General features: G+C 37.2%; 18 protein-coding genes. 7 read left to right on the top strand and 11 right to left on the bottom strand.

The genetic code is table 11. The features are described from left to right. Window positions 1-4: 4 nt before the first annotated feature. The 4 genes from rpmH to K5G00_RS01620 form a co-directional block, all read right to left on the bottom strand. Window positions 5-163: a 50S ribosomal protein L34 gene (rpmH, locus tag K5G00_RS01635; RefSeq protein ID WP_158868179.1), complete on the bottom strand. Its 159-nt coding sequence runs from the start codon at window positions 161-163 to the stop codon at window positions 5-7. A 162-nt stretch (window positions 164-325) separates the two neighbouring features. Then, on the bottom strand, window positions 326-649 hold the full coding sequence (locus tag K5G00_RS01630) for a sulfite exporter TauE/SafE family protein (RefSeq protein WP_238763740.1): 324 nt from the start codon (window positions 647-649) through the stop codon (window positions 326-328). Window positions 650-661: 12 nt separating this feature from the next. Continuing rightward, window positions 662-1372, bottom strand: coding sequence for a response regulator transcription factor (locus tag K5G00_RS01625; protein WP_238763738.1), 711 nt, complete (start codon window positions 1370-1372; stop codon window positions 662-664). Then, window positions 1369-2637 (bottom strand): sensor histidine kinase, encoded by a 1269-nt coding sequence (locus K5G00_RS01620; protein ID WP_238763736.1) that lies wholly within the window; start codon window positions 2635-2637, stop codon window positions 1369-1371. Before K5G00_RS01620 ends, K5G00_RS01625 begins: the two co-directional genes overlap by 4 nt. A gap of 180 nt (window positions 2638-2817) precedes the next feature. Between K5G00_RS01620 and K5G00_RS01615 the strand changes: the two genes are divergently transcribed. Further along, window positions 2818-3915, top strand: coding sequence for a DUF1573 domain-containing protein (locus tag K5G00_RS01615; RefSeq protein WP_238763734.1), 1098 nt, complete (start codon window positions 2818-2820; stop codon window positions 3913-3915). 116 nt (window positions 3916-4031) lie between these two features. Then, a complete protein-coding gene (gene meaB / locus K5G00_RS01610) occupies window positions 4032-5153 on the top strand; it encodes a methylmalonyl Co-A mutase-associated GTPase MeaB (protein ID WP_238763732.1) in 1122 nt (373 codons plus the stop codon). Window positions 5154-5170: 17 nt separating this feature from the next. Here the strand turns inward: meaB and K5G00_RS01605 are convergent, their stop codons facing one another. Together K5G00_RS01605 and K5G00_RS01600 are read right to left on the bottom strand one after the other, a co-directional pair. Next, complete coding sequence (locus K5G00_RS01605) at window positions 5171-5512, bottom strand: hypothetical protein (protein WP_238763730.1); 342 nt, start codon at window positions 5510-5512, stop codon at window positions 5171-5173. Between the two features lie 4 nt (window positions 5513-5516). Then, complete coding sequence (locus K5G00_RS01600; RefSeq protein ID WP_238763728.1) at window positions 5517-6068, bottom strand: RNA polymerase sigma factor; 552 nt, start codon at window positions 6066-6068, stop codon at window positions 5517-5519. A 229-nt stretch (window positions 6069-6297) separates the two neighbouring features. On the opposite strand from K5G00_RS01600, the gene lpdA reads away from it, so the two are divergent. After that, window positions 6298-7689: a dihydrolipoyl dehydrogenase gene (gene lpdA / locus K5G00_RS01595; protein ID WP_238763726.1), complete on the top strand. Its 1392-nt coding sequence runs from the start codon at window positions 6298-6300 to the stop codon at window positions 7687-7689. 249 nt (window positions 7690-7938) lie between these two features. Then, on the top strand, window positions 7939-9591 hold the full coding sequence (locus K5G00_RS01590; RefSeq protein WP_238763724.1) for an OmpP1/FadL family transporter: 1653 nt from the start codon (window positions 7939-7941) through the stop codon (window positions 9589-9591). A 45-nt stretch (window positions 9592-9636) separates the two neighbouring features. Here K5G00_RS01590 and K5G00_RS01585 read toward each other — a convergent pair whose 3' ends face one another. Next, on the bottom strand, window positions 9637-10794 hold the full coding sequence (locus tag K5G00_RS01585) for a DUF6051 family protein (RefSeq protein WP_238763722.1): 1158 nt from the start codon (window positions 10792-10794) through the stop codon (window positions 9637-9639). A 180-nt stretch (window positions 10795-10974) separates the two neighbouring features. Between K5G00_RS01585 and K5G00_RS01580 the strand changes: the two genes are divergently transcribed. After that, window positions 10975-11847 carry a LytR/AlgR family response regulator transcription factor gene (locus tag K5G00_RS01580; protein WP_238763720.1) on the top strand — a complete coding sequence of 291 codons (873 nt, stop codon included), beginning with the start codon at window positions 10975-10977 and terminating at the stop codon, window positions 11845-11847. Here K5G00_RS01580 and K5G00_RS01575 read toward each other — a convergent pair. From K5G00_RS01575 to K5G00_RS01560, 4 genes are all read right to left on the bottom strand, one after another. Then, window positions 11844-12332, bottom strand: coding sequence for a peptide deformylase (locus tag K5G00_RS01575; protein ID WP_238763718.1), 489 nt, complete (start codon window positions 12330-12332; stop codon window positions 11844-11846). The two genes, K5G00_RS01580 and K5G00_RS01575, sit on opposite strands and share 4 nt — an antisense overlap. Before the next feature lie 116 nt (window positions 12333-12448). Beyond that, window positions 12449-13102: a NigD1/NigD2 family lipoprotein gene (locus tag K5G00_RS01570; protein ID WP_238763716.1), complete on the bottom strand. Its 654-nt coding sequence runs from the start codon at window positions 13100-13102 to the stop codon at window positions 12449-12451. A 65-nt stretch (window positions 13103-13167) separates the two neighbouring features. Further along, the gene (locus K5G00_RS01565; RefSeq protein WP_238763714.1) at window positions 13168-14415 is read right to left on the bottom strand and encodes a serpin family protein; all 1248 of its coding nucleotides are present in this window, start codon (window positions 14413-14415) and stop codon (window positions 13168-13170) included. Between the two features lie 10 nt (window positions 14416-14425). After that, a complete protein-coding gene (locus tag K5G00_RS01560) occupies window positions 14426-15655 on the bottom strand; it encodes a serpin family protein (RefSeq protein WP_238763712.1) in 1230 nt (409 codons plus the stop codon). Window positions 15656-15890: 235 nt separating this feature from the next. Between K5G00_RS01560 and K5G00_RS01555 the strand changes: the two genes are divergently transcribed. After that, complete coding sequence (locus tag K5G00_RS01555) at window positions 15891-16451, top strand: RNA polymerase sigma factor (RefSeq protein ID WP_238763709.1); 561 nt, start codon at window positions 15891-15893, stop codon at window positions 16449-16451. After that, window positions 16448-17917, top strand: coding sequence for an outer membrane beta-barrel protein (locus K5G00_RS01550; protein WP_238763707.1), 1470 nt, complete (start codon window positions 16448-16450; stop codon window positions 17915-17917). Before K5G00_RS01555 ends, K5G00_RS01550 begins: the two co-directional genes overlap by 4 nt. Window positions 17918-18100: the final 183 nt, after the last annotated feature.

Below are 18100 nucleotides of genomic sequence, written 5' to 3'. Positions count from 1 at the left end.
TAAATTATCTTTTATGCCTTGGTTCGTCTGAAACGGTCAATTTTTTTCTTCCTTTTGCACGACGTGATTTTAAAACTTTTCTTCCGTTTGCGGTTGACATTCTTTCTCTAAAACCGTGCTTGTTTTTTCTTTTTCTATTCGATGGTTGAAATGTTCTTTTCATTTCTATTTATTTTTTCGCGTTTACCCATTAAAATTTTCGGACTGCAAAAATAGCTGTTTTTTTATTTCTTCCAAAAACAAAAAGCTTTTTATTGGAATAATTTGTCAATCAGCCCAATTATTTTGAAATAATCATTTTTACAGCTACAAAAAGTAATAAAATTCAAAAAATCTTCCGGAGTATTTTATCTGGTATATTTACTGAGAATTTGGATCCCCAATAGGCTCCTACCACAAAGGTAAGCGAAAGAATCAATGCAAATTTCCAGTTTACATAATCTGCTTTCCAGTAGTTCCAGGCCGCAAGTATCCCAATTGGCGGAATCATAAATGCAAGGCTTGTGCCCTGCGCTTGGTGTTGGGTAAGTCCCATAATAAAAACTAATGCCGGAATAACAATAATTGCACCGCCAACACCAAAAACTCCGGCAAGCATGCCGGACAGCAGACCGATAATGACCAATAGTATTAATTGGTACAAACTCATTCTTGTATTTTTTTATCCTTCGTTTTTTACCGAAAACCGAAAGCCAATACCATGAAGATTGGTAATTTTTATGCTGGGATCCGCTTTGAAATATTTACGTAACCGCGATATAAAAACGTCGAGGCTTCGTCCGAGAAAATAGTCATTCGAGCCCCACACATTTTCCAAAATGTCATTTCGGCCTAAAACTTTGTTGGCGTTTTCAGCAAAATATTTTACCAGTTCGGCTTCTTTAAGTGTGAGGCTGCGCACATCTCCGTTAATGGAAAGCGATAATTCATCAGGTTGAAAGATAAAATTTCCGATTTTTATGTTTTTTGTTTGGAATTCTTCCCCGATTGGAACAGTTTGGCTGCGTTTTAAAAAAATTTTAATTTTTAACAGCAGTTCTTCCATGCTAAAGGGTTTCGGAATATAGTCATCGCCACCAATCGTAAGCCCCGCAATTTTATCTTCAGTCATCGACCGTGCCGTTAGAAAAATGATGGGTACATGCTCGTTTTGTTCCCTGATTTTTTTGGCTACCTGAAATCCATCAACTTTTGGGAGCATGACGTCTAAAATTATCAAATCGAAATTATTCTTGCTAAAAAGTTGAATGGCCTTCTCACCATCTTCAGCAACTAAAACATTGTAGTTATTTTGTTCAAGATTGTCTTTTACAATAAAACGTAAAGCATCGTCGTCTTCAACAAGTAATATTGTATAAACAGGTTTGTTCATTTTGTATTTTGTATTGTGAGTGTAAATATACTTCCTCCTTTTGGATTTTCCTCCACTCTTATTTTCCAACCCTGTGCATTAACGATTTTATAAACATAATCAAGCCCCAAGCCAAATCCTTTTACATTATGAACATTTCCGGTTGGTACTCTGTAGAATTTTTTAAATATTTTTTTCCGATGTTCTTTTGGAATCCCAATGCCGTTATCAATTATTTCGAGTTCATACTTACCTTTAATTTTTTTCAGTTCAATGTCGATTTCCGGTTTCTGTTCGCAATATTTTACAGCATTTTCAAGTATATTAATAACTAAATTGGAGAAATGAAATTTGTCTGCATAAATAACTGCATTAAAGCCATTTAGTTTTGTATTGATGTTTGCTTTTTGACCAAAATCAGACTGTTTAAAGTGTTCGATGGTTTCGCTTAAAAACGACGAAAGATGAATATCTTCTTTGTCCAGGTGAATCCGGTTTTTTTCAATCGAAGCCAGATTGAGCACATTCTCTACATTTTTGGATAAACGGTTGTTTTGTTCCTGGATTATTTTGGTGTATTCGAACAAACGCTGAGGTGTTTCCAGAATTTTTTTATTGTTGATGACTTTTGCCGACAAGCCAATCGATGAAATCGGCGTTTTTAGTTCGTGTGTGAGATTATTAATAAAGTTTTTTTGAATTTCGGAAAGTTGGCGTTGTTTGATAATTACCCACAGCGTATATCCGAAAAAGAAAACAACCAGCATCAGTAATGCTGTAAAAAAGTACCAAACAGATAACCGAGAATTAAAATATGATGTGCGATTAGGGAAATGAACACTAAAGTAATCGGTGCATCGTTCACTCAGCGGAAAGGTAAAATAAGTTTGTTTTTCATCCAGATCTGAGGTGATGAGTGTTCCTTCGCCCATTTGTTCCGTTTCGGGATTAAAAACGGCAAATTCAAAATTGGTATATATTTCATGTTTTTTCAGTTCTTCAATAAGTTGTTGTTTTAATAGTTCCCTGTCGAAAACCTGAATATATACTCTGTACATGTTGTCAGCAACAATCTCAACCGGGGTAATACTATCGAAATTTGCTGTGTTCCCTGTTTCCTGTAACAATTGCCAGGCCACCTCTTTTAAGGCTACGGCGGTACTCTCGGTAAATTGTTTTTCACTGTATTTGTATGAATTTCTTAAAAGAAAAAATTGGATAGACAGGACACCAGTGATAGAAACTAAGGCCAGAAAAATGATATATTTTAAGGTTTTGCCTTTCATCGAGTAAGTTGATTTGCCTCTAAACTAAACAAATTTTTGTTTGAAACTGTTTGTTAACAGTTCATTAACAAAATATTGGCCTTGGTTAACACAGTTTACAATAATGCTTTATACATTTGTTTATTAAACTGGATGGTAAAGGTATAAAATATAAAACCAACACATTTTAAAAAGCATATTATGAAACGAATTTTACAAATGATTACCGTTTTTGCTTTGGTAATTGCTGTAACTAATGCATTTGCCCAGGGAAAAGCTAAAATTGTTTTTGATGAACTTGAACACGATTTTGGAAACTTTAAAGAAGCTGAAGGTGTTCAAAAAACTTCTTTTAAATTTACCAATCGGGGAGAAACTCCACTTGTTTTAAACAATGTAAGAGCGTCTTGTGGTTGTACTACTCCCAGGTGGACAAAAGAGCCGGTTGCACCAGGAGGTGAAGGGGAAATTATCGTGAGTTATGATCCTAAAAATCGCCCGGGCTCGTTTAATAAATCAGTTACAGTTCAGTCAAATGCTGAAAATTCTACTGTAGTATTAAGGATAACGGGGAGTGCTCAGCAAAGGGAAAAGACGTTGGCAGAACTGTATCCCAGGAAAGTAGGTGCTTTAAGGGTGAAAACCAACCATATTTCTTTTTCCAGAATGAAAGAAAAAGATATAGAAACAAAAGAACTGGAGTTGGTCAATGATACTGATAGTCCGGTTAAGGTTGGATTCCGGAGCGTTCCCGGACATTTGACAGCTAAAGTTGAGCCAGAAACCATCCCTGCACATGAAACAGGGAAGCTTTTAGTTACTTACGATGCTGAAAAAGTAAATACTTTTGGTTTTGCATCGCATCGTATTTATCTTTCGCTTGATGGAAGTAACGATTATAAAAGTTCAATCGGGATTAGTGCAACTATCGAAGAAGATTTTTCGAACCTTACATCTGAACAACTGGCAAACGCGCCAGTAGCAAATTATCCGGAAAAAGCTTTTGACTTTGGTGAAATGACCCAAGGGGAGAAAAAAGAACATACGTTTACTTTAAAAAATGAGGGAAAATCAGATTTGATAATTCGTAATGTACGTTCTTCTTGCGGATGTACAGCCGTTGCTCCGGCTAAAAAGGTTATTGCAGCTGGCGAAACCGCACCCATTAAAGTTACTTTTGATTCACGCGGGAAACGTGGTCGTCAGAGTAAATCCATAACGGTTATCACAAACGACCCGAAAAATCCAACAACAACACTGCGCATTTCGAGCAATGTTGTTACAACTACTGAAAGTTAAAAAAACGTTTATTTATTAGTCATGACAAAGAGTGTCGCAGGTTATTGCCTGCGGCATTTTTTTATTGGTCACTTTAATTGAATAGTCGTATTTTTGCATAAAATTGGAGAAAAAGAATGGAAGATAATTCACTGGAACATGTTGAGAATAGTTCTGAATATAAGGGGCTTAAAGTAAATAAAGGAATTCCGCAACCCGAAATTGTAAACAATGAATCGGTGCAACGTTTTCTTACAAAAAAACGGAAACTACTGTCGGTTGATGAATATGTTAACGGTATTTTAAAAGGAGACATCACACTCTTGAGCCGGGCGGTTACTTTGGTTGAAAGCGCAAAGCCCGAACACCAGAAAATAGCTCAACAGATTATTGAAAAATGTTTGCCGCACAGTGGGAATTCATTACGAATTGGAATAACCGGAGTTCCCGGGGTTGGGAAAAGTACGTTTATTGAAGCTCTTGGAAAATATTTAACGGGACAGGGAAATAAGCTTGCCGTGCTGGCAATTGATCCGAGCAGCGAACGTTCGAAGGGAAGTATTCTTGGAGATAAAACCCGGATGGAAGATTTGTCTGGCGATAAAAATGCATACATCCGTCCTAGCCCCTCAGCAGGTTCGCTGGGAGGTGTTGCCCGAAAAACCCGAGAAACTATTGTGCTTTGTGAAGCTGCTGGGTTTTCCCATATTTTTATAGAAACAGTAGGAGTAGGGCAAAGCGAAACTGCTGTGCATTCGATGACCGATTTTTTTCTTTTACTTATGCTTGCCGGTGCAGGTGATGAATTACAAGGCATAAAACGCGGAATTATGGAAATGGCTGATTTAATTGCTATTAATAAAGCTGATGGTCATAATGTGGATAAAGCTAAGATGGCAAAACGACAGTATGAGAATGCTCTTCATTTGTTCCCTGCCAAAGAATCGGAATGGCGACCACAGGTTTTAACTTGTTCAGCCGCAACGAAAAAAGGAATAACGGATGTTTGGGATAAAATTGAAGAACATAAAAAACAAACGGCAGAAAATGGATATTTCTCCCGTAAACGAAATCAGCAGGCAATTTTCTGGATGCATGAAACCATTCAGGAACAATTGAAAAGAGATTTTTATCAGAATCCTTTCATCAAGGGAAAAATTGAAGAAATGGAGTCCAGTGTTTTAAATAGCCAAATGAGTTCTTTTGTTGCCGCAGGCGAACTATTAAAAATACATAACGAGAATCAAAAAGAGAGTTGAAAACTCTCTTTTTTTCTTTACTGTTTTTCTGTTTCTTCATCATTGTGAAAACCTTTTTCTTTCATTCTTTGAATAATTTTTTCTTTTTTTTCATCCGGAATTTTTTTCCATTTTTCATTCAAACGGCTGTGCCAGTATTTTTTCTTACGGTCTGAATGCCAGCTACGTCCATGGCAACCACCTGAAAACAGAATTTTTGATAAAATAAGTATGCCGGCGGCCTGCCAAAAGGTAATCGCTCCCAGGCTGAACAGGGCAGGCATTAACCAGTTCCAAAGCCACATTGTGACAAATATGGCCAGTACAAAAAATGCGGTTCCAAAAAATATTGCGCCTGTAATATACCTTACTTTTTTCATGACTTTATTGTTTTAATTGTTGATATAATCCTTTTAATTTTTCGCGTAAATAGACTACTGCGTATCTTTTTCGCGAAATGAGTGTATTTACTTTCTCTCCTGAAATCCGGCTTATTTCCCGGAACGAACGGTTTTCGAATTCATGGAGAACGAAGACTTCCCGCTGTTCCTCTGGCAATTCATCAAGGGCTTCTTCAATTTCTTCCCAGATTATTTTACGAAATAAGTCTTCTTCCGGACCGTCGTTTAGTGTTGGCAGAATATCTTCGAGATGTAAAACCTCATCATCGCTTGCAGAGTTTTTTATTTCTTTATCGCTGAACAAATCCGGCTTTTTTTTTCGTTTTAAATCGATAACACGGTTGATGGCTGTTTTGTACAACCACGAGGAAATATTTTCAACAGACCGAATGTGTTCGTAGCTACTAAAAAATTGGATGAAAACATCCTGCAAAACATCTTCCGCTTGTTCCAGGGGCAAATGTTGACGGATATAATTCAGCAAACTTTTATTTTGTTTGCGGAAAGTTTGTTCAACATGTTCTGTTTTCACCATTGTTTAATTGTCTTCTGCTTTTTGAGACGATCAACTCAAAAATATATTTTAGGAAATTTCGTATTATTTTTCTAATATGTTGAAATTGTTTTCGGTAAGCAGACTAATTCTGAATAGAACCATACACTACAGTATGGTTAAAAGCTTCAAATGCGTTAAATTTGTAGAACCTTTCAAAATTAGAAATGTTATAATAACTTAAAGTCAATAATCAAAAAAAACAGACATAATGAATTACGATGTAATTGTTGTTGGAAGTGGTCCTGGTGGATATGTTGCTGCCATTCGAGCATCGCAGCTTGGATTAAAAGTTGCCGTTGTTGAAAAAGAAAATATTGGTGGTATTTGTTTAAACTGGGGATGTATTCCAACCAAATCATTACTTAAAAGTGCGCAAGCCTTTGAATATGCCAAGCATGCTTCAGATTACGGAGTTTCAATAAAAGGTGATGTAAAACCCGACCTCGCTGCGATGGTAAAACGCAGCCGTGGAGTTGCTGATGGAATGAGCAAAGGAGTTCAGTTCCTTTTAAAGAAGAATAAAATTGAACAGTTGCTGGGCTTTGGTAAGTTAACTGCAAAAAATACTGTTGAAGTTACCGATGATTCGGGTAAGAAAAATTCATACACAGCAAAACATATTATTATAGCCACTGGAGCCCGCTCGCGTGAATTACCAAATTTAACGCAGGACGGAGAGAAGATTATTGGTTACCGCAAAGCGCTGGTTTTAGATAAACAACCTGAAAGCATGGTTGTGGTTGGCTCCGGAGCCATTGGTAGTGAGTTCGCATATTTTTATCAATCAATAGGAACCCAGGTGACTCTGGTTGAGTTTATGCCAACTTTGGTTCCGAACGAAGACGAGGAAGTTGCCAAACAGTTGGAGCGGTCTTTCAAAAAAATGAAAATGAAGGTGCTGACTTCTTCTTCGGTTGAAAAAGTGGATACTTCAGGTAAGAAATGTAAGGTTACTGTTAAAACTAAAAAAGGAGAAGAGGTTGTTGAAGCCGATGTTGTTCTTTCTGCCGTGGGAATTACTCCAAATACAGAAGGAATTGGTTTGGAAGAATTAGGCGTGGAAACCGATAAGGGGCGTGTAAAAGTTGATGATTTTTATCGCACAAATATTGAAGGAGTTTATGCCATTGGCGATATTCTGGCAGGACCCGCTTTAGCGCATGTTGCATCGGCAGAAGGAATTGTTTGCGTAGAAAAAATTGCCGGTCTGAATCCGAAACCGGTTGATTATGGTAATATCCCGGGATGTACATATACAAGCCCTGAGGTATCATCGGTAGGAATGACTGAAGCCAAAGCAAAAGATGCAGGTTACGAAATTAAAGTAGGAAAATTTCCTTATTCGGCGAGTGGAAAAGCAAGCGCTGCCGGCCAAAAAGATGGCTTTGTGAAATTAATATTTGATGCTAAGTATGGTGAACTTTTAGGGGCACACATGATTGGAGGGAATGTTACCGAAATGATTGCAGAAATGGTAGTAGCCAAAAAATTGGAAATTACTGGTCACGAATTGATTAAGTCAATCCATCCGCATCCGACAATGAGTGAAGCGATAATGGAAGCTGCAGCTGCTGCTTATGATGAAGTGATACATTTATAACAATATTAACATAAGACTTGAACCCGGGAGTTTTCTTCCGGGTTTTTTATTTTACGGTATTCGACGAAGCGATTGAATTGGTCGAAAATTCTGTAATTAATTGAAAATCAGAAAGAATGTTTTGCGGGTAAAGATTTAATTATAAATTTGCTTCCGTTAAATAAACAGCTACACACTGAATGAATATCTCATTTATCGATTTCAAGAGAAAATTGAATTTAATTAACACACTTAATAAATTTTAAACGAATGAAAAAACTAACGCTATTCGCAGCATTTTTTATGCTGATTCAGGTAACTTTTGCCGGTGGTATATTAACAAATACTAACCAAAGTGCCCAGTTCATTCGCATGATGTCGAGAAATGCATCAACCGATATTGATGCGGTTTATTTTAATCCTGCGGGTTTAATAAAGTTGGAAGATGGTTGGCATTTTGCCTTTTACAGCCAAACTATTTTTCAGGATAAAACGGTTGACAGTAAATTCCCTTTGCTAAACGATGGGCACTATGTAGGAGAAGTAGCTGTACCTGTTTTTCCTAATGCGTATGCGGTTTACAAAAAAGAAAACTGGGCATTCTCGCTGGGATTTGGTCCAAATGCAGGTGGTGGTTCTGCCGATTTTGACAGAGGGTTACCTTCGTTTGAAATACCAATAACCAAAGTTGTTCCCGGACTTGCTGGCTTAACTCAAATAGACCCTGCGTTGGATGTAACTGGATATAGTGCTGATTTGTCGTTTAACGGCAGTTCTATTTTTTGGGGGATTCAATTTGGCGCAACATATAAAATAAACGATATTCTTTCCGTTTATGGTGGCGTTAGATATATGCCCTCGAAAAATAAATATGAAGGTACTATCAAAAATATTCAGTTGCAGGTTGGCGGACAAAATTATGCAGCTCCTGCCTGGCTTTCAGGAACTGCTTCAACAGTTGGAGGGTTAGGAGACCAAATGCAAATGCTGGCTGATATGCCTCAGACACTATCACCTTACTTGGCTGCTGCTGGTGAATATACGCTTAGTCAATTAGAAGGAGCAGGTCAAATAACTACAGAAATGAGGGCCGGAATTGAAGCTGGTTTAGGGTTGATGGGGTTACCACAAGAGCAGGTCGACATAATGACGTTAAATCAAATAAATGGTGCCTATGTACAAGCAAGTCCTCAATTTCAGGGACAAGCAACAACACTGCAGACAACTTCAGCTACTTTGAATGGAACTGCAGAGCAATTAGGAGACAAAGAAGTTAAAACAGAACAAACAGGTGCTGGTTTTACACCAATGCTTGGGATACATATTTCACCAACCGAAAACCTGGATGTTGCGGTAAAATATGAGATGAAAACCATCCTTAAACTTACTAACGATACGGAAGTTGACGATCTTGGATTATTCCCCGATGGAGATGAAACAAGGAACGATATTCCGGCTATTCTTGGAATAGGAATTGGCTATAAACCGGTAAACTGGTTGGAAGCTCAATTTTCATATACTGGTTATTTTAACAAAGGTGTTGATTGGGGATACAACACAAGATATCTGGCAGGCGGAACGATGGTTAAACGCGAAATTGATAAGAATGGATATGAACTTGGCCTGGGACTTCAGTTTAATCTGAGTGAAAAATTTGCAGTAAGTGTTGGCGGACTTGTTGGAGATATGGGGGTGGCAGACAGCTACCAAAGCGACTTTAGTTACAGTAATCCTTCCTCTACCATTGGTTTGGGTTTTATGTGGAAAATTACGGACAAACTGGTATTTGATGCCGGTTTCTCCGATACATTTTATAAAGACCAGACTGTCTCCTTCACCGACCCTGATTTAGGTAGCTACGAGGAAACACTAGGTAAAACTACGCTTACATTTGCGGCGGGACTTTCTTACAGTATTTTCTAAAAAAAGATGATATAAGAGTTAAGCTGTCCGGTTTGGGCAGCTTTTTTATTTTAATAACCCCGAAACATTTGCAAAAACCATTTCAAAACTTTTATCTACCAATGCCGACTTTTCAGAGTTGTAAACCGGGAATGGATTTTCGTGTGAATACTGGTACGGAAAATCAATTGTATGAAGTTGAAAGTGAAATTTTTTATGACCACTTTTTAATGTGTTATTGATGTGTTTTGCCGGAATTACCTGATCCTTTAATAATCCAATGGCAGTTATTTTTTTTGATAATCTTGAAAGCCCCTTTTCTTTTAACTTTGAAAATGACGGAATCGGAATCATAGCTTTGAACGATTTTACGACAGAATGTAAGGGAGCTGATAGATTTTTTTTTGTTTCTGTATCAGATTTTCGTTCAAAGGTGTGGAGGTAGAAATCATTTAAATTGCGATAAGCAAGGTTGTCCATGATAAGTTTCGAAGTTCCGCTCATATTATCAAAAGTAGTTCCGCCGCAAAACAAAACAGCCTTCGATTTTTTTAAAAGATTTCCAGGATTAGCCATAAACATTATTTGGGTGAGGAATGCGCCAATTGAATATCCGAAGAAATTGATTTGCGTATCTTTTTCAAGCAAAGGATAATTGCCGTTTTTGATTTGATTTAGAAGCTGAATCAAATCATGGGCGCTTTGTAGTCCACCACGGTAAAAGCGCATAGGATCTTCGGATAAACGGTCGCTTAAAGCAGCATTCGCAAAAGAAGACTGAATAATATTTTGATACATATTTTTTCTTGAGCTAACCAGCACATTCATTACCCGCGGGTCGCTCCATTCTTTTTTCCCGCGGTTCATATGAAATGCCAGGGGGAAAAGAATGATGGTCCGGGCGGTTTGTTCTGCCAAATAAGTTGCCCAGGACAGGTACTTACTCCAGTCGCGTTCATTTAATCCATGTAATAAAATAATAGCCCGGTTATTTTTTTTGTCGGAAGGAGTGAATACAGGGTATTTAAAATGCCAGTTTTCTTCAATTTTTGAATCTTCAACACCAAATTGATTTTGGAAAATGCCATTTTTTAACAATGATGTTTGGAAGGAAGAATAAAAATCAAGATTTCGGATACAAACATCAGAATCAGGAACTTTGATAAAATCCTTGTTAAGGGAGAAAAGTGTTGTGAGTTGCTGGTGTAAGTGTGTGTAATTCATGTTCTTCCAATTTTGGGGAATGAAATTAGCTGGGTTTTTTCTGTGTTGCAAAAGAATGGGATTGCTTCCTGAAATCTGGGACAGAATTGTTGATTTAGGGGGGAGATTATTTATTTAGGGGTGAAAGTTTGCGATTAGATTCTACGATTCTGATGCGATTTCTTTATTTAAAGTTTATTTTTGAAAAAAATCTGGACTATGCTTATCTGGGAAAAAAAGATACCCGAATTTCTGATTTTTAGAAAAAACATTGTCAACCGAATTCTTTTTACGGCTGCTTTTGCTTTGGTATTCATAAATATTTATGCGCCGTTTGGAGTAAATACCTGGTACAATGTTACCAAATTGGAACTGTTTTTATATTCCAGCGGTTTAATCTTAACCGGGATTTTAGTTATGGTAATCAGTCGCATCTTAATGTTTCGGATAAATAAGAAGCATAAATTAAATTATTTACAGTACGGAAGCTGGGAACTGACAGAAATTGTTATAATGGCATTTGTTTACACATTGCTAAAAGTATTTTTTCTTCACGAAAAGAGCGATATTGTCGATGATTTTGTTGTTTCGCTTCAGATAACTGCCCTGGTTGTTATTTTGCCATATATGATACTCACCTTATATTTTTCCTGGCAGGACAAATCAAAAAAGCTGGAGAGCCTTGAGCAATTGAAAGAGGATATCAATGTAAAAGCAACCAAACTTCTCCCTTTCTACGACGAAAAGGAGGTTATGCGGTTTTCGATGTTGCCTTCAGATATTCTCTATCTTGAGGCCGCTGATAATTATGTAACCATCTATTTTTTGAATAAACAGAAAATATCACATTATCTTCTTCGTAACAGCTTGAAAAATCTTGGAGAATATCTTTCTGAATATTCATTTATTCGCTGTCACCGTTCGTTTATTGTAAATTTTGAAAAAGTAAAACTTATCCGCAAAGAAAAAGAGGGGTTAAAGCTTGAAATTGATGCGCCATCAGAATTAGTTATTCCGGTTTCAAAGACATATTCACAGGAAGTTTTAAATGAGTTTATAAAAACAGGCGGTTAATTCGAGGGTTTCCATCGGAAAGATTTGTTGTCAACAGCACGTTGCACTGCAAGAATGCCATCCAAATGATCAAATTCATGTTGTATAAGTTCCGCCATGTCGTCTTCCAACTGCCATGTTTGTTTTTCCCAGTTTAAGTCGTAAAATGAAAGTGTGAGTTTTTTGTGTCGTTTTACTTTTACGCACAGATTGGGAAAGCTCATACAATCGTCCCATAACTCAATCATCTCGTTGCTTGGGTTTTTAAGTTCAGGATTTATGATTGCAACAGGTTTATCAATGTTTAAACAAATAATTCGTTTTAAGAGACCAATTTGAGGTGCGGCAATGCCGCGTCCTGCACCGTATTTTTTTTGGAAATCAAGTACAGTTTCAAACATGAGATTAAAATGCGGTAGTAATTCATTGAGTTCTGTTTTTTTTACAGGGGCTGATTCTTCGTAAAGTTTTGGATCTCCCAGTAGTAATATATCCTTTACAGCCATTTATTTTTTATGTAAATATACTTTTTCGAAATGAAAAAAGGCTGCCCGAAAAATTCGGACAACCTTAAAGACTAACCTGGTATCAAAAAATAAAAAATACGGGTGATGGTTATTAATTAATTCAAATCAAAAATTTCTGAGTAATCTTCCCCGTCAGCTAATTTGGCTGTAAGAACAAATTCCGTTTTACCTTCTTGTTTAAGCGGTGTTAAATCGAACCGAAGTTCTTTGGTAAATAGTGCTTCACACATGTCTCCATTGGCGTTGTGCCTGATTTCCAAAGTAGGTATATTGGATGAACCAGTTACCCAGGGGTGCATACGTGCGAGATCTATCGTATGTTCCTGACACCCTCCACTGTACGATAGTTTTATCTGCAAACAATCGCCATCAACAAAAGCTTCATGAATAAAAACCGGATCGCGTGCAAGGCTGTCATAGTTGTTAAAGTTTAAGTTTATATATGGGGCACAATTTAACTCTTCCACATATGAAATGTCGCTGGCAGTTCCCCGGTCGCAAGTTGGGATAATATTTGGCAATTCTTTGTATTCAACCAAAACACGTTGCCCCTGAGTAAAAGTAAAACCATCGGGGAAATAAAGCGGTTGAATACGGTTACCATTGTCAAGCTCAATTACAACGCCACAACTTGCGGCACCCGCATAATCTACCACTGTGCCGGTTTCCATCAGCATTACTTCATCATCCTGCTGGCAACTTGCAAACAAAAAAACAGCAAATATTAATGTGATTAATAATTGTTTCATGGCATTTTGTTTCTGTTGAATAATTAACGCATAAACGAGATGCTTTATTTTGTCATCCTGATAAATTATTCATATACAGGATTTTTTACTGTTCCCATAAATAAGACAGCGCCGGTACTTTTTTCTGTAATGGCAAACAAAAATGGCTTGTTTGCATAAAACGGAATTGTGCTATTTCCTGTACCTGTAGTCCTGTATGCAATAGCAACCGCCGTAACTGCGGCGGCTTCCGTTCCTTCTTCGTTTACTTCAATAAAAGATTTGTGTTTTACGAAGTCGATGTATAATCCTCCGCCACTGTTGATTCCCTTGAAATCAGCGTAATCAGGCGAAAATGCAATCTCCATTCCCATTTCAGATAACACATCGTTTAGTTTTATTTCGTATTCATATTTGAATTTAGGGAATTCAATATCCGCATTTGTTTCGGTAAAGCTTTCCCTCCATAAATCCCAGTTTCCCTTATTCATATTTTCGGCAAGGTCCTGCAGGGTTTTGTCAGTTTGAGGTAAGAAAACATACATATTAAAGTTTCCTTGTCCGTATGGCAGTTGAATCGCTTCAAACAGCTCGTTTGATGTATAAAAAACTGAATTGGTTTGCTGCATGAAATCGGTTTGGATTGTAGTGCCGTCTTCCAAATAAAAATCTTTTTTTTCTGTATTTTTCTTATCAAATTCTGATTCCCAAATTCCTTTAAAGTAAATAGCATTTAAAAGAAACATTATCTGATTTTCTTTTATTTCATCTACAATGCTTTTAATTTTATTCTTTGTTTTATCTGCTACCCAGTTATTTATAATATCCACAACACCGGTGGCCGTAAAGTCGAGCGCACTTACCTCCGCATCGTAATAATTTTCGTTGGTATTTATAAAGTCTTGTTCCACCGGAAAGTTATTGCGATAATAAATGGCATTTGCAATTTCGAGAAGAACTTTGCTGTCCAGCGATTTTAAAGCCGCTAGCAAAGTCTGATAAGACGTATTGATTTCTTCAGGTGTCAGACCATGTAATTTCAGGGTTTCTTCCATGGCTGTTTTTGTTTCCCCCTTGGCTCCGTTATACGTCATTGCCAAAGCAAGTGAAACACTTAATGGCGAAATCATGATATTTTCGTATTCGGTTTCCGACGTATAAACATGTTGAAATAACTCGAAACCAAATGTATTATCAGCTTCTATTATTTGTGCAGACTTTTCGTCGATTTGAATTTCCTGGTATTCATTTTTTGAAGCATCTATCTCTTCTTTTTGACAGGAAAAGAAAGTAAAAAGAACGACGATGGTTAAAAAAGCTGTTGTTTTTTTCATTTGCCTGGTATTAATTTATTTGTGGTTTTTTTACAGTTCCCATAAAAAGGATTGCTTTGGTATCTTTTTCAGTAATGGCGTAAAAAAACGGGCGATTGGCATTAAATTCTACATATAATGGCATTGAGGTTGTCTCAATTCCAACTGAAGTGACGGCGGCAGCTTCCGTTCCTTCCTCGTTTACCTCAATAAAAGTCTTGTGTTTTACAAAGTCGATTTTTAGCTGCCCGTTTTTGTTCATTCCTGTAAAATCAGCGGCGTCGGTAAATGCAACTCCCATTCCCATTTCCGACAAAACATCGTTTAATTTTATTTCGTATTTGTATTTAAATTTTGGAAGACTTATTATGACGTCTTCCGTCTCTGCAAAACTTTGCATCCATGTTTCCCAATTGTCTTTATCCAGTTTGTCTACAATATCCTGAAGTGTTTTATCTGTTTCAGGAAGAAAAACAAGCATGTTGTATTTTCCTTTTCCATAGGGGAGTTGAATAGCGCTAAACAAATTGTTGGATGCCATCTCAACGGTTTGGGTTTGATTCATAAAATCAGTTTGAATAGTAGACCCGTTATCCAGATAAAAAGGATCTTTCGTTGTTTTATCTTTGTCAAATTCCGAAGCCCACATTCCTTTAAAATAAATGGCATTAATAAGAAACATCGCTTGTTCTGGTGAAATTTCATCTAAAATCTTGTCAATTTTATCATGTGTTTTTTCGGCAACCCATCCATTGATGGTTTCCAAAGCGCTGGGCGAACTAAAGTCCTGTGCCTCTACATCAGCGTTGTAATATTCTTTGTTCGTCGAGATAAAATCCTGCTCCACATCAAAACCTTCACGGTAATATATTGCATTTGCGATTTCAAGAAGTACTTTTTTATCCAGCGATTTTAATCCGTCAATCAATGTTTGGTACGATGTGTTGATTGCTTCAGATGTTAACCCGTATACTTTTAATGTTTTTTCCATCGCCGTTTTTGTTTCTCCGTTGGCTCCGTTGTATGTCATTGCCAATGCCAGGCTCACACTTAATGGCGACACCATAATATTGTCGGATTGGGTTTCAAAGGCATAGATGTTCTGGAAGAGTTCAAAACCAAAATTATTCTCGGCCTCTAGTAATTGAGCCGTTTTTTCAGTGAGTTTTATTTCATCAATTTCGTCGTTTGAATTTGCCAAATCGCAGCCAAAGACAAAAAAAGAAGCCAGTACGAGTGAGAAAATGAATTTAAGTTTCATAGCTTTTGTTTTATTTTCTGTTGTTCTCCTGCAATTGATGTTCCAAAGATGAGTGAACACAGAAAAAGGTTGCGTGAATTTGTTTAGTGGGAAAACGCAACCTTTTATTTTGTTATTTCGTCTGGATAATGTTTTCGTGTAGTTTTTATCGTTTGTAGTATAAAATTGAGGATAGACGTTCGGGATTGGTTAAAGGAATATTCCTTAATTTTGAACGGAATTTATGTAACCTGATTTGGAAGACCTTAAAAATATAGTTGAAGCTTGTGCTTCCGGTGATGTGCGTGCACAGGAGAAATTGTACAAAATGTTTGCTCCGAAAATGTACGGCGTTTGTCTTCGCTATGCGAAAGACGCTACAGAAGCTGAGGATAACTTACAGGATGGATTTTTTAAGGTCTTTACAAATATTAAAGGATTCAGACATGAAGGTTCTTTGGAAGGTTGGATACGGAGGATAATGGTGAATGTGTCATTGGAAAAGTACAGGAAACAAAACATGTTGCATCCGGTTGAAGATGTTTCAATTTATGACAGTCAGCATATTTCTGAAGATATTTTAGATAAGATTTCAGCAAAGGAGTTGATAGAACTTATTCACCAGCTTCCGCCACGATACAGGATGGTGTTTAACCTCTTCGTAATGGAAGGTCTGAGTCATCAGCAGATAAGTGAAGAAATGCAAATTACAGTTGGAACCTCGAAGTCGAACCTCGCACGCGCACGGGATATTTTAAAACGTAAAGTGACCGAGCTTTACAGAGTTGTTGGAACAAATGAAAATTACTCTGCATGAATATGGAGGAACAAAATATGGATAAGGCCATTCGCGAGAAACTGGAAAGGTTTTCGCAGCAACCGCCGTTGCATGTCTGGGACAATATCCAGGGGCAGTTGCAGGCGCAAAAGCGAAAACACAGGATTGTGTTTTTTAGTCGAATTGCTGCAGCAGCAGTAGTGTTACTGGCGTTTATGGCAGGATGGTATTTTAATGAGAAGTCGGGACAGATTACTCCTGTCGTAACACAAAATGAAATACAAAATACAAATAGGAATATTCAAAACGAAAATGCCAAATCAAACAGTGACAGTGGGAAAATAGACCCCAATGCGTTTAATGAGAATAACATAGCTGGAACAGAAAGTAAAAGCCAGACAAAGCATATTGAAAAAGAAACCGATCATGAATCGATTGTTCCAAAAGAAGAAACTGCAGATTTTATAGCCGATGCCAAAATTCATCAAAAACTGTCAGGAGAAGAATCATCTGAATCAGAGACAAAAGAAGTTGCTCATCTTGATTTGCTGGATAAAATTGAAACACTGTTTAAAACGAGTGAAGACAGAAATTTAAAGCTAAAAGAAAAATCAATTCCGGTAAATAGAATAAGTGAAGCTGATGAAGTTCTGATTGCTGAAAATATCAGGAATCTGAATGAATCCGGCGGAGAGGAATCAAAATGGAAACTGGGGCTTCAGGTGTCGCCGGGCTACTCTTCTCAAAATTCGAACTATTCCGAAAATTACTCTAATTCAATGACTTATTCCGGTCAAAACGGAAATGCAAATGTCACGGGTGGTATTTCGGTACAGATGAAAGCCGGGAAAAAATGGAGCGTTGAAAGCGGTGTGTATTATTCACAAAACGGGCAGCGATCGACAAATTCGGAGGCGTTTAATTCCAATTCGTTGATGTACGCAGCAGATTACGCACCATTGGGGGGAGAGAGAAAATCATATTTTAATACGGCAGTAAATTTGTCCAATGGTCAGATTGAAATGAATAGTACCGCGGGAACAATTCAGTTCTCTTCTGCTCCGGCAGGTACAGAGGTTGGTTCTGAACTTGACGGAGATGAATTTAGTCCAAGTCCCGCAAGTCCCAATACACTGTTGACTGAAGGAGAATTTTCACAAGTTTTTGATTTTATTGAAATTCCTTTGTATTTGCGTTATTCATTGGTCGACGCAAAATTTGGTGTTGAACTGCTGGGGGGTGTAAATGCCGGAATTATTGCCGGAAACAAAGTTTATATGGAAAATCAGTACGGCAACGAGAACATTGGTAAAACCAAAGATATTTCATCTGTAAACATATCCGGAACTGTGGGAGTGGGCTTAAATTATGCGTTAAACAAAAATATCTCTTTGGCTGTGGAACCTCGTTTTAACTACTATCTGAATTCCATTAATCAAAATCCTGATGTGAGCTTTCGTCCTTATCGTATTGGTGTTTACACCGGGCTTTATTATGAGTTTTAATTTTTTTTATTGTTTGGTTGCGCTACAAAAATTATTCATCGGTGATATTTTTATGATTAACTTGTTAATAACAAACCACAAATTATTTTTAATAAAAAGGCCTGGTTAACCGAAATTGAAACTTTGTCTAATGGAGTGAAGCGCTTAAAGCTAACTTATCATGAAAAACCTTTTGTTTTATGC

Source organism: Maribellus maritimus (assembly GCF_022267315.1).
Classification (GTDB): Bacteria; Bacteroidota; Bacteroidia; order Bacteroidales; family Prolixibacteraceae; genus Draconibacterium; species Draconibacterium maritimum.
The sequence above is the reverse complement of the archived record's forward strand: the minus strand, read 5'-3'. Positions and strand labels throughout refer to the sequence as shown.